The 16098-nt window shown below is 54.3% G+C and carries 9 protein-coding genes and 1 pseudogene; all 10 read left to right on the top strand.

All coding sequences use genetic code 11. The features are described 5' to 3' along the window. Nucleotides 1–173 precede the first annotated feature (173 nt). The 10 genes and pseudogenes from PLF13_09595 (at nt 174) to PLF13_09550 (ending at nt 16049) form a co-directional block, all read left to right on the top strand. On the top strand, nt 174–995 hold the full coding sequence (locus PLF13_09595) for an ATP-binding cassette domain-containing protein (GenBank protein HOP07531.1): 822 nt from the start codon (nt 174–176) through the stop codon (nt 993–995). Beyond that, nucleotides 982–3639: a Gldg family protein gene (locus PLF13_09590; GenBank protein HOP07530.1), complete on the top strand. Its 2658-nt coding sequence runs from the start codon at nt 982–984 to the stop codon at nt 3637–3639. The genes PLF13_09595 and PLF13_09590 overlap by 14 nt, the downstream gene beginning before the upstream one ends. A 3-nt stretch (nt 3640–3642) precedes the next feature. Then, on the top strand, nt 3643–4995 hold the full coding sequence (locus tag PLF13_09585; protein ID HOP07529.1) for a DUF4340 domain-containing protein: 1353 nt from the start codon (nt 3643–3645) through the stop codon (nt 4993–4995). 235 nt (nt 4996–5230) lie between these two features. Next, the gene (locus tag PLF13_09580) at nt 5231–7033 is read left to right on the top strand and encodes a CsgG/HfaB family protein (protein HOP07528.1); all 1803 of its coding nucleotides are present in this window, start codon (nt 5231–5233) and stop codon (nt 7031–7033) included. 124 nt (nt 7034–7157) lie between these two features. Beyond that, nucleotides 7158–8258 carry a T9SS type A sorting domain-containing protein gene (locus tag PLF13_09575; protein HOP07527.1) on the top strand — a complete coding sequence of 367 codons (1101 nt, stop codon included), beginning with the start codon at nt 7158–7160 and terminating at the stop codon, nt 8256–8258. 324 nt (nt 8259–8582) lie between these two features. Continuing rightward, a pseudogene (locus PLF13_09570) lies at nt 8583–8852 on the top strand (PAAR domain-containing protein). An 834-nt stretch (nt 8853–9686) separates the two neighbouring features. Beyond that, a complete protein-coding gene (locus tag PLF13_09565) occupies nt 9687–13325 on the top strand; it encodes a hypothetical protein (protein ID HOP07526.1) in 3639 nt (1212 codons plus the stop codon). Between the two features lie 147 nt (nt 13326–13472). Further along, a complete protein-coding gene (locus tag PLF13_09560; protein HOP07525.1) occupies nt 13473–14591 on the top strand; it encodes a hypothetical protein in 1119 nt (372 codons plus the stop codon). A 67-nt stretch (nt 14592–14658) separates the two neighbouring features. Continuing rightward, entirely contained in the window at nt 14659–15081 is a 423-nt protein-coding gene (locus tag PLF13_09555) for a DcrB-related protein (GenBank protein ID HOP07524.1), read from the top strand. Nucleotides 15082–15092: 11 nt separating this feature from the next. Then, nucleotides 15093–16049, top strand: coding sequence for a hypothetical protein (locus PLF13_09550; GenBank protein HOP07523.1), 957 nt, complete (start codon nt 15093–15095; stop codon nt 16047–16049). The last annotated feature ends 49 nt before the right edge of the window (nt 16050–16098 follow it).

The raw sequence follows: 16098 nt of genomic DNA, 5'->3' as shown, positions 1-16098 counted from the left end.
ACCATTTTTCCAGTGACTGACTATCTCAGCCCGATTGGCTCGACCGATCGGTCCGACCGGTCCCCTTGACAGAGACCGAACCGGTTCCTATTTTGGCCGGAGCTTTGCCGGACGATTCGACGGCGGCTTAATTAGCTAAACATATTGGCCATATACTGTGAGAGGTCTGGTTTATGGAAAATGTATCTAACGGCGCCATGATCGAAGCACGTGGGCTGAGCAAGTATTACGGCTCGTTCGTGGCGATTGAAGACATTTCTTTTGCCATACCCAGGGGACAGATTGTGGCCTTTCTCGGTCCCAACGGGGCGGGGAAGTCGACCACGATGAAGATTCTGAGCGGATTTCTGGCGGCCAGCGCCGGATCGGCATCGATTGCCGGGCTGGATATAACGCACGATCGGCTCGAAGCCTCCCGCCACCTGGGGTATTTGCCGGAGAACGGCCCGCTCTACGACGACATGACGCCTCTGGAGCTGCTTCGGTTTTTCGGAGAAGCGCGCTCGATGGAGACCTCTGTGCTGGAGCGCAGAACCGAAGAGGTCATCGATATTTGTGCGCTCAAGCAGGTCCTGGAAAAGCCGATCGGTAAGCTTTCACGCGGCTATCGCCAGCGTGTGGGACTGGCCCAGGCGCTGCTTCACGATCCGGAGGTTCTTATCATGGATGAGCCGACAGCCGGTTTAGATCCGAATCAGATCCGGGATTTCCGGTCCAATATCGCTCGTCTGGGAGAGTCGAAAACGATTTTGATCTCCACCCATATTTTACAGGAAGTGGAAGCAATTGCCCGGCGGGTGCTTTTCATTCACAACGGTCGCCTGGTATACGACGGCCCGATAAGTGAGCTGGCTTCGCGCGACGGGTCTATCGAACAAGCCTTCTACAAATTAACCGACTACGGAGCGGTGAACCCGGTAGCTCCGGCTGCCGAGCCAAATCCGGAAACTACCGGTGCGGAAGAGTCGGGGGAGGTGACCGATGAAGCTGAATAAAGATGTCGTGCTGAGTATCGCCAAGCGCGATCTGCGGATGTATTTCAGCAATCCCTCGGGTTATGTTTTTGTAACCCTGTTCATTTTTCTCAGCGCCGCCGCCGGTTTCTGGCAGCAGCGGTTTTTCGCCAACAACCTGGCCAATCTCGATCAGCTCAATGCCGTGTTCCCGTTGCTGCTCATTCTTTTCATTCCCGCTCTGACCATGTCGGTTTGGGCCGATGAACGCAAGCAGGGGACCGATGAGTTACTGCTGACTTTGCCGGCCACCGATCTCGAAATCGTGTTGGGGAAATACCTGGCGGTGCTGGGGATTTACACTGCTTCGCTGATTCTCTCGTTGAGCCATGTGATCGTGTTATTCTGGCTCGGCAGTCCCGATATCGGTTTGATGTTCGCCAATTATGTCGGGTACTGGCTGATCGGCGCCGCGCTGGTGGCGGTGGGCATGCTGGGCTCGCTTATGACGGTCAACGCGACGATTGGTTTCATCTTAGGGGCTTTATTTTGTTCGTTTTTCGTTTTCGTAAATTCGTCCTCGGTGATTTTTAGCGACTCACTCCAGAGCTGGCTGGCCCCGCTGGGTGTCTGGGACAAGTTCGATGATTTCGCACGCGGCGTAATAAGTTTTCACGGCGTGCTTTATTTCGTAGCCTTAGCGGTGGTTATGCTCTACCTGAACGTGCTCCTGCTCAGCCGTCGGCATTGGCCGTTGGAAGCGGGGGGATACAAGTTCTGGGTGCACAACCTGATTCGTGCGATGGCCGTCGTTGTGGCGGCAATCAGTCTGGTCAGTCTCTTAGGGCGACCGAGCTTACGTCTCGATACCACCGCGGAGCAACTTCACTCACTCTCGGATTCGAGCATCAAGCTCCTGGATGAATTACCGGATAACCGACCGGTTCTGGTCGAAGCTTTCATCAGCCCGACCGTGCCGGAGTTGCTGGTAGCGACCCGGGCCGATTTGATCGGTAAGCTGACCGAAATCGCCGCTGAATCGGGTGGAAAAGTACAGGTCATGATCCATGACACGGAGCCTTTTACCGAAGAGGCCCGCAACGCTCGTGAGAAATTCGGTATCGTTCCGCGTGAAACGATGGCCACCGCTTCGGGACGCTCGACCCCCTCGCATGTTTTCATGGGGGTGGCGTTTACCAGCGGCGTCAACCAGGAAGTGATTCCCTGGTTCGATCGCGGCCTGCCGGTGGAGTACGAATTGATGCGGTCCATTCGTGTCGCGGCCAGATCCGAACGTAAACGGATCGGAGTGCTTCAAACCCCGGCCAAACTTTACGGCGGATTCAACTTCGAGTCGATGAGCAACGATCCCTCGTGGCCGGTCGTGACCGAGCTTAACAAGCAGTACGAGGTTGTGCAGGTATCGGCCAAGGAACCGATTACCGAAGAACTCGATGGTTTACTCGTGGCGCTGCCCTCATCATTGACCCAACCGGAAATGGATAATCTGCAAAAGTACATTCTCGACGGCCATCCCACGTTGATGCTGATGGATCCGCTTCCGATCGTGAATGTCCAGCTTTCCCCGTCGCTGCCGGCCAGCGCTCAAAGTAATCCGTTCCAACAAAACCAGCAACAAACGGAAGAAAAGGGTAATCTGGCGGCCTTCATGGAAGCGGTTGGACTGGGGTTCAATCCGACTCAGATTGTCTGGGATACCTATAATCCTCATCCCGATCTGCTTTCGCTTCAGCCGGAGATCGTATTCGTCGGGGCCGGTAACGGCGCAAGCGAGCCGTTCAACGAATATGATTCCGCTACGGCCGGTTTACAAGAAGTGGTATTCCTGTATCCGGGAGCGCTCTACCAGGCGCCTAGTTCGAAATACGAATACCGACCCCTGGTTACCACCGGACCCGTTTCCGGTATAGTCGACTGGCGTCAGGTGGTTCAGCGGGGATTTTTCGGGATGGGTTTCTCCCTTAACCGCAACCCCCGCCGGATGCAAACCGGTGAGACTTACACCATCGCTGCCAACGTTCATGGAGCCGATCCAGGCGGCAAGAATCCGAGCCTGGTGAACCTGACCGTCATTGCCGATGTTGACTTCATTTCGCAGCAGTTTTTCCAGATGCGTCAACAGGGTGGCGGGAATTTCGATTTCGACAATGTGAACCTGTTCCTGAATTGCATGGATATGCTGGTCGGCGACCAGTCGTTCGTTGAACTGCGCAAGAAGCGCCCGCAACATCGTCGTTTGGAGCGGGTAGAAGCGCAGACGCAGGAATTCGTGCAGCAACGCATCTTCGATGAAAAGCAGGCCGAGACCGAGGCTCAACAGGCTTTGACTGAGGCTCAGCAGCGATTGGATGAGAAGGTCGAAGCGGTTCGGCAGCGAACCGATCTGGATAATCAAACCAAACAGATCATGGCTCAGAACCTGCAGGAGGCCGAGAATCGCCGTTTCGAGGCATTGAAAGCCAATATCGAAGCGCGTAAGGAAGCGAAAATCCAGGCTTCGAAGGAGAACGTGCAGGCCTCGATTCGGGGGATCCAGACCAGAATCAAAACGCTGGCCGTGTTGTTACCGCCGATTCCGGTGTTTGTCATGGGGGTGATGATCTTCATCCGACGCCGCAAACGTGAGCATGAGGGAGCGCTGGCGTCCCGGAGATTAAGGAGCTAAGCTATGGACCATACTAAAAAGACCTTGATATATGCGGCCGTGGCGATCGTTTTAGCCCTGCTGGCCTGGGCCTTCTCCGAGAAGCGCCTTACTCCGGAGTTGTTTCAGGACCAGGGCGAGGAGTTCTATCCGGACTTCACCGATCCCAACGCGGCCACCACGCTGGAAGTAATCGAGTACGATAACGAGACGGCAACGGCCCAACCGTTCAAAGTGACGTTCGAAAACGGTCGCTGGACGATTCCTTCGCATCACGATTATCCGGCCGACGGGAAGGATCGTCTGGCCAAGACCGCCGCCGGTTTAATCGGGATCAAACGCGATGAGTTCCGCAGCGACAATGTGGCGGATTTCGAGAAATTTGGGGTGGTTGATCCGCTCGATGAAACCGGTCCGCTGAACGGACGAGGGGTTCGTGTTACGATAAAAGCGGGGGAGACGGTTCTGGCCGATTACATCTTCGGCAATCCGGTCGAGGGACGCCAGGGTTTCCGTTATGTTCGTATCCCGAGCCAGAGTGCCGTTTATGCGTCCCGTGTCGATGTCGAGTTGTCGACCAATTTCGCCGATTGGATCGAGACCGATCTGCTCGAGGTGCAAAAATTCCAGATCCGCAAAATGGTTCTCAACGATTATTCGATTAACGAACGCACGCGTTCGGTCGATCAACGTGACGTGATCACTCTGACCGGTAAGAATTATGAATGGAAGATGGACAAAGTTTCTTCCGGAAAGAAGCTCGATTCGGCCAAAGTGCAGGAAATGCTCACCACCCTGGACGAGCTTCACATTGTCGGTGTTCGGCCTAAACCGGCCGGATTATCGGCCAGCCTGAAGAGTGATCTGGCCGGCAAGCAGATTAGCCAGTCCGATGCGATGTCGCTCCAAAGTAAAGGATTTTTCTTTTCGCACGACGGTAATCTTCTCTCCAACGAGGGTGAGTTACAGGTTTTCACTAATGACGGTATCCGATATACGCTTCGTTTCGGTGAAGTGGTATACGGAACCGGTGAAGCGGTTTCCTCCGGCTTGGAAAACGAGCAGAAGAACGGGACCGGCTCCGCCGAGAACCGCTACCTGTTTGTTACGACCGAGTTCGATCCTTCTTTGTTACCGGAGCCGAAAGGACCGGGCAACACGGATTTCCAGACCAAGCCGGACTCGCTCTGGACCGATGCCGACCGCGATAACAACCAGCGCAACACTCAGCACAACCGTTGGGAACAGGAAATACAGAAAGGCCGGGAACGCAACGAGCATCTCAACGCCCGTTTTGCCGACTGGTACTACGTAATTTCTCAGGAGAGTTTCGAGAAGCTGCGCCTTTCTCGCCGGGAGTTGCAAGTCGATAAATAGGGCAACGCAGAGAGTCCGATTGCTCGGAAGCCGGATCGTGCTGAATGGCCCGATCCGGCTTCTCTTTTGCCCGGCCCATAGGGGATCGTTGACAAACCTCAATCGCAGCGGAGAGAAGGCCCGCCGCTACGCGTTAAAGAGTCCTAACCTCTGATCACGGGTTGACAAATGCGGATAAAACATACTATTCTCATGCAGATGGACTTATTAATTCTGTGAGGAGGATAAGGTGAGTATGCGTGTTTGTAAAACATTGTTGATGTTGGTCGTTATTGGGCTCGTATCAGTCGGAAGTGCTTTGGCCGATGCCGGGGACAATTTGACCTATCAGGGCAACAAAGCCCGCATCACGGTAGGAACGATCAAAGACAAAGCCAAAAATTTTTCCGATCAGGAAGCAGCGGCGATCGGTGAGATGTTGTCGACCGCTTTGTCGCAGAATCCTAAATTCATCGTTTTAGCCAGTCAGGAAGAAGTAGCCGAACTGGCGGACGAAATCGAATTCGCTCAGTCCGGATATGCCGAGGAAGGTCGTGGTCCTGAAAAAGGACTCATGGAAAGCGCCGACATCCTCATTACAGGCGCCGTTACAGATTTCAAACCTGATGCCGGCGGCGGCGGCGGTGGTCTTGGCGGTCTTACCAAGAAGGCTATGGGAGCGGTGGGTGTCTCCAAAAAAGACGCCCAGATCAACATGGATATCAAGATTATCGATATCCGCACACGGCGGGTATTGAAATCGATGTCACTCAAGGGAAAGGCCACTTCCTGGAAGGCCACCGGGGCCGGTGCTTCCTGGAGTAAAGATCTGGTCGTTGGCGGCGCACTCAGTGCTTATTCCAACGAACCGATGGGTGATGCGATCCGTGAAGTACTGGGTGAAGCGGTTGAAGAAATCGCCGATGAGATCCCCAACGAGTACTACCGTTATCAAGGTCAGGGGCAATATACAACCGAGTATGCTTCGGGTGGTTCAACCCCGGCTAGTGGTGGCGCTGCTCCGAGCGGTTCTGCCGGTGGTTCTTCCGGCGGCGGTTCGGCTCCGGCTTCGGCACCTGCGCCCAAACCTGCAGCCGAGGATATGACCCTTTACACCAAGTACGATTTCGTACCCGGCGACAAGGTCATTTTCTTCGATGATCTCATCGATGACGAGGAAGGTGATTTCCCGTATCGCTGGGATCTCAAGAAGGGTGTCTATGAGGTTGCCCGGTTCAAAGGGCAGAAGTGGATTTTATGCACCAACAGCGGCGAGATTTGCCCGCGGTTGCCGGACGGCCATCTACCGGAGACCTACACAATTGAGATGGACTTCTACGTTGAGGCGATCGAGGGACAGCGCAACTATTACTACATGAACTGGCTCGATGACAAGGATCGCCACGTTGGGCAATTCATGGTCGACGGCAGTGGCCATACCGATCTCAGTATCAGCGGCAGTACCCTTGCCAACAAGAAGGTCGATCCGAATCTGGGCGAGGGGGTGCACACCATGCGGGTCATGGTATCCCAGCGAGCCATGAAGTGTTTTCTCGATCAGGAGCGAGTTGCCAATGTGCCGCGTACCGACGGATTCAATCCGACGAAGATCTGTCTCAGTCTGACAACCTACAGTAGAGATGGCAAGAGTCCCTGCATCGTTAGAAACTACCGGTTTGCCGAAGGGGGCAAGACATTACGGCAGCAGCTCGATGAGACCGGCAAGATCGTGACGCACGGCATTCTGTTCGATTCCGATTCCCATGTGATTAAAAAAGAGTCGTATAAGACTCTAAAGAATATCGGTGAGTTACTGAGTGAAGATGCCGGTCTCAGGCTCTCGATCGAAGGTCATACCGATAGCGATGGCTCCGATGATCATAATCTTGAACTGTCTCGACAGAGAGCGGAGTCGGTTAGAAACTATCTCGTTGCCAATTATGGAATTGCGGCGGATCGTCTGGAGTCCAAGGGCTGGGGTGAGTCCAAACCTATCGACGGCAACACCTCGCCGGAAGGTAAAGCAAACAACCGCCGGGTTGAGCTTATAAAACTCTGACATTTATTGATTCGAACATTCGGACAGGTCGATGACGACCTGTCCGCTTAAGTACAGGCTGCGAAAAGCCGATTTCTACAGTATGGAGAAAAGTTTCGTATCGCCTGAAAGGGGGAGTTTCCCTATGTGTCTTACCCAACGGATCCTGCTTTTAACGACAGTTCTGACGTTGTTCCTTTTCTCGTCGAATGTGATGGCCGTGAGTGTCGTGGCGAATCATGTCTCAGCGGTTCAATTCGATCAGATTCCTCACACGTATATTCAACAGGCCCAGAACAACTTACGTATCTTTTACGGTCATACCTCGCACGGCAGCCAGTTGCTCTATGGTCTGTCGATTTTGTACGACAGCTCAACCGTATACGATTACGACAACGGCAGCATTCTCCCTATTGTTGAGTATTACAACGACCTCGGGACGGAAAACGAAACCTATTGGATGAATATCACCCGCAATCGTCTCAACGAACCGGGCAACACCGATAACATCGTGATGTGGTCCTGGTGCGGGGGGGTGACCTGGAACTCCGAGGCCGGTATTCAGACTTATCTCGATTCCATGAGTCAGCTTGAAGCGGAATACCCCGGGGTGACTTTTGTCTATATGACCGGCCATTTAGACGATGCCTGGACGGAAAATCTCCTGGCGCGTAACGAGCAAATCCGCTCCTGGTGTATTGCCAACAACAAGGTGCTCTATGATTTCGCCGATGTGGAAAGTTTCGATCCACTTGGTGTTGACCACTCCCTTACCGATGACGACACCTGCTATTGGTGTATCGATTACTGCAGCACGCATTATTGCATTACTTGCGGCGACGGCTGTTCTCATTCGCATTGCTTCAATTGTTATCTTAAAGGGAAAGCTCTCTGGTGGTTGCTGGCTCGTTTGTCGGGTTGGGATTGGTCGGTTGATATCGCCGAGGATGAGGAAGAAATGCTTCCGAATCTAACACTCCTGCCGCAAAATTACCCGAATCCGTTCAACCCTCGCACGACAATCCAGTTCGTGCTCCGGGAAGGCGGGCCGGTTAACTTGACCCTTTACAACCTGGCCGGACAACGAGTTGCTACCCTGATAGACGGCCCGATGACGATCGGACGTCACGAAGTGGAATGGGACGGACGCCTTCCTGATGGCCGGGAAGCGGCCAGCGGCATATATCTCTATCGCCTGACCACGGAGACCGGTAGTATCGCCCGTAAAATGCTCCTTTTGCGGTAATTACGCTGCTGAGAGGAGTCTCAGCACACTCCCTCCCAGGGGGGTGTTGAAAAACCTTTCCTGCGGCGGAAACAAGCCCCGCCGCTACGCGTTAAAGAGCCCTGACCTCATGTAGCGGGCAGCCTTGTGTCGCCCGCATTACAGTTGTATTTTGCCGAATATCAGCGCGTACGGCTTTTTCCCCCTTGGACAGGGTCATCAACTACAAACAAAAAGTTGACGAGACATATCAACTGAGCCTATCTTGGCTTCGAATCAACCGAGAACATTTTCACCCGTACAGGGAATGATTATATGCCAGGACCGGCTGCCAGAGTCGGTGATATGACGGCCCATGGAGGAGTGATTACCGGACCGGGGTGTGTTACGGTGTTGATCGGCAATATGCCGGCGGCCACTTTGGGCGATATGCACACCTGTCCGATGCAGACTCCGGCGCCAACGCCTATTCCTCATGTCGGCGGACCGATTACCGGCCCGGGAGTGGTGACGGTTCTTATCGGCGGCAAGCCGGCCGTTACAGTCGGTGATATGGCGATTTGTGTCGGCCCGCCCGACAGCATTCTCCCGCCCGGTTGTCCGACCGTGCTGATAGGAACCGGCGGCGGAGGAGGAGGAGGAGGGGGCGGAGCCGGTATGGGAAGCGGCTCCGGGCAAACAGCCACAGCCGCCGTGGGAAGCAGCGGAGATTCAGAGGGTGAACAGGGTGAATCGGAAGACGAAGATCACTATCTCGATGTCAAGGTTGTCGATAAAGGTGGTTTCCCGATTGGCGGTGTAATGGCTCATGTGACCGGTCCGGGCGGATACGACCAGCATCATCCCGTAATGGGGGGAATCACTATTCGGGGAATTGAATCCGGTTCGTACGATCTGGAAATGAAAGCATTGTACAATGCCCGCTGGTCGGTTGAGGAAGCGGAAATTGGGCAAACGGTGAAACTTACCGCCGATGTTTCCGGTATCGAGAACGGCACCCCGGTCGAAGTAAAAATATACCTGCGCGACATCAACCGTCCCGATGATGAGCTGGTCAAACTTGAGACCGAAGTCAGCGGTGAAAAAGCCGAAGTCGAATGGCAATTCGAGGTCAATCAGGAACTCCTCGACCGTCAGACGCAGCGAGAGGATCAGGGAGGTTATTCGATCCCCTGTTATTATTTCGTGGTGCGAGCCGATGGTTGCGAAGCCCGCTCCGGGATACTCCGTTACAAAGATTATATCGAGCTAAGGCTGCGTGATCGAGAAGGAAATCCGATTGGTAACCGCCCCTATGAGTTGATTCTCCCTTCGGGCGAGATTCGCCAGGGGACACTCGACGGCGACGGCTACGCTCGCGAGGAAGCCATTCCACCCGGACGAGTCCGCGTTCGTTATAACGTGCGATCGGACTCAAGCCAGAGTCAATAGTCCACTGGAAAACTGTTTATGTCATCAGGCGATACCCCAGAAGATGTTCATCTGACCGATGTCAGTGAAGGCACTCCGGCCGTTTCCGGCGGAGAGAATGTCCATCAACTGGCGCCGGTTGAGGTGGATGTTCTCGAATTCGAGGACGGTCTCTTTCACTCGGGCAGTTGCGTGATGATGCCCAAGATCCCGATTGAAGCGGACGACGACGAAGACGAGGGGCAGCAGTGTTTCGCCGGTATCGATTCAATTGCGCTGGTGTTGCGGCAGTTGGTGTTCAGCCCGGAGCGGAAGTTGCTCATCACCGGTCATACCGATTCTCAGGGAGCGGTGGACTACAATTTTGTTTTGTCGCAGCGCCGGGCTAAAAATATCCGTGCCCTTCTCAAGGACGACCGCGAAGATTACGGGCGGGTTTGTTATGCTGCGCACAAGGTGATCGACTGTAAACAAATCCTCAAGTATTTCCACCAGAGCCGCCGCTGGCCCTGTAATCCGGGTGATGTCAACAATACCTGGAATCGCGACACGGAACAGGCGACGGAGTCGTTCATTCGTTATTACAACACCGAGTTCGCCGATCGGAACGATATCGAGCCGCTTAACAGCCGGATTATGACCGATATCCGCCGCGATGATCGTCATCGCTGGCCGCGTGGGCTGTGGGAAGCGGTGTTCGATCTCTATCAGGATGATTTGAAACGGACGCTGGGAGTAGATGATGTCGATCTCGAATTAATGCGTCCCTCGGATGAGCAGTTCATCTCCGAGTTACACGAATATGTCGGTTGCGCCTTTTCCTTTCCGCGCAGCGATGATTACGATGAGGAATATCGTTCCGAGACCGACCGCCGCGTGGAGGTGATCTTTTTCCGCACTTCCGAAGCTCCGACCGAGGAGCAAATGACCTGTCCGGCCGAGCTCGATGATCTCCATACGGAGCAGGAGTGCCCGATCTGGAGCCAGTATTTCATGCTCCGGACGTATATCAATCCGGCTGAGTTGCACGCAGTGCCGTACCACCTGCGTCTCAAATACTACGATCGGGTGAAAAAAGAGCTGTGTGATCTTCCCGACGGCATAAATTTCGAAGCTTATGTCGGCGACAACCGGATCCCGAGCCGGACGATTTTCAACGAGGGACTCTATACCGTAGTGGTTCAGTTCCCGACGGCCGATGAGGCCAGGACCAATGCTAATAATGTCCAGCTTAAGTTCACCGCTACCAACGAATACGTGTATCGATCGGCGGCCGATGCCAACGCAACTATTGTTGAGAAGCTGCCCGATGAATTCAACGGTTTGAGTATCGCCGAGAAGCTCAAGCATTACGATCTCCCGGCGGCCTGGCGCTCGCGCAATTGGCGGTGTAAGGTGGGGACAACGGTCGATGACTACGAACATCATGTGACCACCCGCACTACCGGCGATGATCCGATCGTGTTCAACCTGGATGATTTGGTGTTGCTTTCGGCCGTGGACGGCTCGCAGGCGTTGCAGGATCGCAACGGTGATACTTCGACCACTCCTAACGGTACCGTGATTGCTCTCTCGAAAGACAGCAATCCCGGCGCCACCCCGCCGCAGTGGCCCTCGCGGGTGAGGATTTTATATGTCGATCCGCAGGACAACAAGATGAAGGTGTACAGCACCAATCCCAGCGGATCGAAACAAGAGCAACACGATGGTTCGATAATCCGGTTCCAGACCAATCACGCCAACGATGCGGTCAGGAACTTTATCAAAGATCCGCCCGGCGGCACGCGGGTAGTGGTTTTCTGCGGTGATTTTTACGATGTGTCCAATCGTCGGACGGCGGAATCGGATACCGGGTTCAATTACGACAACGGACATGTGCTCGGTGCGCGGGTCGCTCTGCTGGATGACGAGGCTGTGCATCGCCAGGAGGCTTTTACGCTCGACGAAACCACGCAGATCGTACATGCGACCCGGATCGGTGATTTTATCCTGCACTATCTGCACGGCGGCGGCTTTGACAACCAGCATCAGTACTCCTTTGTCGTTGTCCAATGGAACGGGTACGTGTTTAAGGACACCGCCCCCAGCAACGGCACGACGGCCAGTACGACCGCGCCGACCGACGCCCAGGTGAATGAGTTCAGGTCGGTTGGTATGTTCAATGCCATGGAGCATTGGAACAAGAAGAGCTATGAGTTCGTGCCGCATAATACTGCGACCGGAACGGGGAGTAGTCCTTCCGGCGGGAGTGCATCGTCGGGTAGTGGTGGTTCGTCCGGTAGCGGTGATTCCACACCTGCGCCGCTCACTCCGGTGGTGCGACCATTCTTTTTCCTTGAAGCTTTTGAGTGTATTAAGCTGTTACCGCCGACACCGGCCGTTAACTTCCGAAACGATACCGCGGCGCTGCTGGCCCACGCCAATTTCACTACTGCTCTGCGGCAGGCACGCGGAGGAGTTCCTCGTTCGCTGGTATTTGTGACCGAAGAGGATAAGGGTAGTTGGGTTATGTCCTATCGAGAGGGGGGGAAATACAGTGTTATCAGTCTTCGCGTCAAAACCCGTCAGGATGATGTGAGCCGTTTCACTACGGCCAGCTTTGAGTCCGGAACGGCATTCCCGGTCGGTGAATTTAACGATCCGGGCGGCAACAGCAGTTACGGCTGTCTGGTTATCGCTCATGAGTTGGGGCACGCTACCGGCCAGATCGATGACTATCTCGAGGACGCCAAATACTACGGCGCCGATCCGCCATCCTATCCCGTTCCGAACTATGGCCAGTTCGGAGTGCGTTCCAACAATCGGCGCATGCACCACAGCAATCAGCACATGAACAATCGGAACCGGTCGAGCGAGGCCTGGGTCAACAAGCACGACGATAAAACCATGATGGACAAGAACGGCCCGATCCGGATGCGGCATGTCTGGCGGTTCTGTCATTGGATGAACGAGAAGGGGCAGACCGGCCAGGACCTGTACGATTTTCTCAACGGTCAGCGGTTCGAGATTCATTACCCGAATCCTTCGCCGGCCATGTCGAATTATTACCGCAACGGCACCGATCAACCCAAGGATCCCTGGCAGTTCGTGGCTTCGGGCACGATCAACGCCGCCGCCAATCGACCGATGAATGTGTATCTGTATAAAACACTCGATGAAGTGATGCGGGTGCCGAGAACGAGTGGCGGAGGAACGATCGACTGTAAGGCGATTCTGGTGGTGCGTCCCCTGTTTTCGGTCTGTTTCGAGAACACTACTCACGGCAACTGGACCGAGGCTCAGCGGAAAAGCTGGTGTTACGGTTTCTATAAGTATTTCATCGTGGATAAAAACCTGCTGCCGAACAAGTTCATGATCAACGGCAGCGGGACATCCGATGAAATACCGGTATTGCTGAAGTTTCTCCCCGGATTTGATTTTTACGCTTCCGGTGGGAATCCGGCGCACAACAACCAGAATTACAAAATTGTCGTAAAATGGAATTCCGATGCCGTGTCACAATCGGGAAACCAGTTGACGGTCGGCGGCGCCAATGCCCGTATGAAGGATCTGTTTTATTACATGTTCAATAAACCGGCCAGTTCGACCGGATTCGCGGTGGCCGATTTCAATTTCATTCGGGACTGGTACAACGGTCGAACCACTCCCGCCGGGACGTATTCCATTCAGGAGGTATGATTGCATTTTGGTACGAAACGGTGCACAAGATTCTGTCCGGTCGGCTTTCTCGCCGCCCTTGTCCTGTTCGGAGCAGCGGTCGCATCATGTGCCGGGGATGCCTCTGAAACGAGTGACGACCATCCCACTACAGCGGGAGAACATGCAATGAGCGAATATGTCAGGCTTTTCGGTGACTATCGCAACGGCTCGTATATATCGAGGTCGATCCGTACCGTGGGGGAACCGATCTGGTTTGTCCCTTCGACAGATTCGGCCAATGTCGAATTGCCGGAGTGTATCCTCCCCACCGATGAGGGTTGCTACGTTCAGTTTCGGACGCGGGTGATGGCGCTCGATCGGAGCGGCAAACAGCGTTGGGAAACATTCCGCGACAGCGGCATGGCAATTCTTGTTCACGACAGCATTCTCTACCTTCGCGACGGCAAGGGGGAGTTGAAGGGGCTCAACGCCGCCGGTGAAACGGTTATGAGCGATTATGAGCCGACGGCCTGTTACCATGCCTGCCGCCTGCCGCTGGTTTATCCAAAGGGGGAGAATCGTTTCCTATTGCATACGGCCAATAGAGCGCCCGAAGTGGAGGTTGAAGAAGAGCAGGCGCCGGAGAAAGATGACTACAACCTGGTATCACAGGGGCCGGGCGGACTCATGGACTGCGATTACATCATTGAGTTCGAAGGGAAAGCGCTCCCGGCCATGGTCAGCAGCGACGGTAAGCGAGTAGTTCTTCTCAACGACGAACACCAGGTGTTGAGTTATGATGTGGCCTCAGGGCGGTCGACCGGGAAATTCCAGTTAAACGATGCCGGTTTCTGGCTGGCCACGCTCGACAACAATGGCAACGTGGTGATCGTTTTGCAAAATTCCGACCGGCAATGGAAACTGGCGCTCTATACCCCGGACGGCAAGCTCAACTGGGAGTATTGGCTGCCTTCAGGAGCTGTTCCTCCCAATTCACAACCACCGGCCGTTGACTCTGAGAATCGCATTTTACTCGTATTTGGCAAACAACTGCTCAGAATTGCGAACGGCGAGTTGGATTATGTATTCGATCTCGAACGGGTCGAGCCGATTGTCCGTTTCACCGTGCAGGAGGACAATACCGTCCTGCTGGCGACTCAGAATCGACTCCATTGGATAGGTAATAAAGGCATGGGTGAGATGCTCGTTGAAATGCCGCCGGGAGAATGGCTGACCACCCCGCCGGTGATCGATGCCGAAGGACACCTGTTGATCGGTACCATAAAAGGGGTGTATTGCTTTTGAGAAAACTCTCGGCCGGGCGCATGAACGGCCGGGTTGAGATAACACGATTAGAAAGATCTTATCGACGATGGCTGGAACCAATAACCTGTTCAAGATCAAGCTGCCCAAGGGGTGGCAGGATCAGACGGTTCATTTTTTCATGGGACCCAAAGACAGCGGATTTCAACATTCTTTGACGCTGGCTATTGATCCCAAACCTGAAAGCGACGACCTGATCGAATTTGCCCGAACCTACACGGCTCCCTGGGTGCAGGCTTTGCCTAATGCGGATGTTCTCAAGAACGAACAGATTCATCTCGATGACGGCCGACCGGCTTATGAGGTCGTGTGCAAATCGGTGCCGTCCGAGCAGCAGGTATTGTTTCACCGGCGATGGTATGTGATCGACCATGGAGTCGGTTACATTTTTACGGGGGTGTTCTCGAAAAAAACCATGAAGACGATCGCCCTCGATGTCCTCGGTATTATCAACAGTCTCAGTCAGCCGTAAAGGATTTCCCCATGGCCCTGCAATTCAGCAAAAGCACCGACTCGGAACAGGAAATAAAGCTGGACTCCTATTTGATCTCGGTGATGTTCAACGCCGCTCGCGCTGTGCCGGGAGAGAATCTTCCGTTCGAAGTGCTCACGGCGTTTGTTGGCGACGGATGCCCGATAAAGGTCAAGGCCAAGGCCGAACAGGGGGGGAGTCCGGGACAGGTTGAGGGGCGCATGCAGGGTAATCGTTTCGTCGGTGAAATCATGGTTCCTGAGGATACCGAGGCCGGCGACAAGATTTATCTGGAAGTGAAGCTGAGCAAGGTCGGTCTTGAGGGCGAGTCGGCCCGTATTTTGGTTATGCCGCGTATTCGTGTCACGGAATTGCACTGGAGTGCGCAGGAGGCTCGTCGCGGCGATACGCTGACCCTGTCGGCTAATATAACCGGTGTGCGTGACGGCAATGAAGTGACGATTACAATTTACGAGCACGATCAGGACAGCGCCCATGATCGCATTACCCAGTTCCCCACGACAGTCCGTGGGGGAAGTATCGCGGCAAGATGGCAATACGAATATCATGAAGATACCGACGAACTAGCGACCCAGGAAGAACTGGATAACTACGGCGGATCATATAATCCCCCCGAGTATTTTTTTACGATTAAAGTTTTTGCGGCTGAATTCGGCCTCGGACAGGAATCCGGCCTGCTGACCTTCAAGGATTATGCCGAGTTGCTCGGTGAGGATGCATTCGGTTCACCTCTCAGGAACGGTGAATATATCATGAAGCTGGCCGACGGCTCCGAACGGCGCGGTCAACTAAACGAAGACGGTTATGCGCGTGTGGAGGACCTGCCGCCCGGTGGTTATGAAGTCGAGTTCAATGCTGCCGATGATGATGATTCCACCCAGACTCCGGATAGCTCGAGTGGTGGCGGCACGCAATCATCCGGAGGCGGCGACAGCCAAAGAAGTTAGCACTGCAGGGTACCCGCTCGTGAACCCGTTCAACCGCTCGAAGCGATGA

This window comes from Candidatus Zixiibacteriota bacterium, from assembly GCA_035380245.1.
GTDB lineage: Bacteria > Zixibacteria > MSB-5A5 > GN15 > FEB-12 > DAOSXA01.
Note: the sequence above shows the minus strand (reverse complement) of the source record. Positions and strands in the feature narration are given on the sequence as shown.

Bases quoted from the DNA above. Each gene is read 5' to 3' on its own strand.
- PLF13_09595 (HOP07531.1), top strand. From the start codon at position 174: ATGGAAAATGTATCTAACGGCGCCATGATCGAAGCACGTGGGCTGAGC.
- PLF13_09590 (HOP07530.1), top strand. From the start codon at position 982: ATGAAGCTGAATAAAGATGTCGTGCTGAGTATCGCCAAGCGCGATCTG.
- PLF13_09585 (HOP07529.1), top strand. From the start codon at position 3,643: ATGGACCATACTAAAAAGACCTTGATATATGCGGCCGTGGCGATCGTT.
- PLF13_09555 (HOP07524.1), top strand. From the start codon at position 14,659: ATGGCTGGAACCAATAACCTGTTCAAGATCAAGCTGCCCAAGGGGTGG.
- PLF13_09550 (HOP07523.1), top strand. From the start codon at position 15,093: ATGGCCCTGCAATTCAGCAAAAGCACCGACTCGGAACAGGAAATAAAG.
- PLF13_09560 (HOP07525.1), top strand. From the start codon at position 13,473: ATGAGCGAATATGTCAGGCTTTTCGGTGACTATCGCAACGGCTCGTAT.
- PLF13_09575 (HOP07527.1), top strand. From the start codon at position 7,158: ATGTGTCTTACCCAACGGATCCTGCTTTTAACGACAGTTCTGACGTTG.
- PLF13_09580 (HOP07528.1), top strand. From the start codon at position 5,231: ATGCGTGTTTGTAAAACATTGTTGATGTTGGTCGTTATTGGGCTCGTA.
- PLF13_09565 (HOP07526.1), top strand. From the start codon at position 9,687: ATGTCATCAGGCGATACCCCAGAAGATGTTCATCTGACCGATGTCAGT.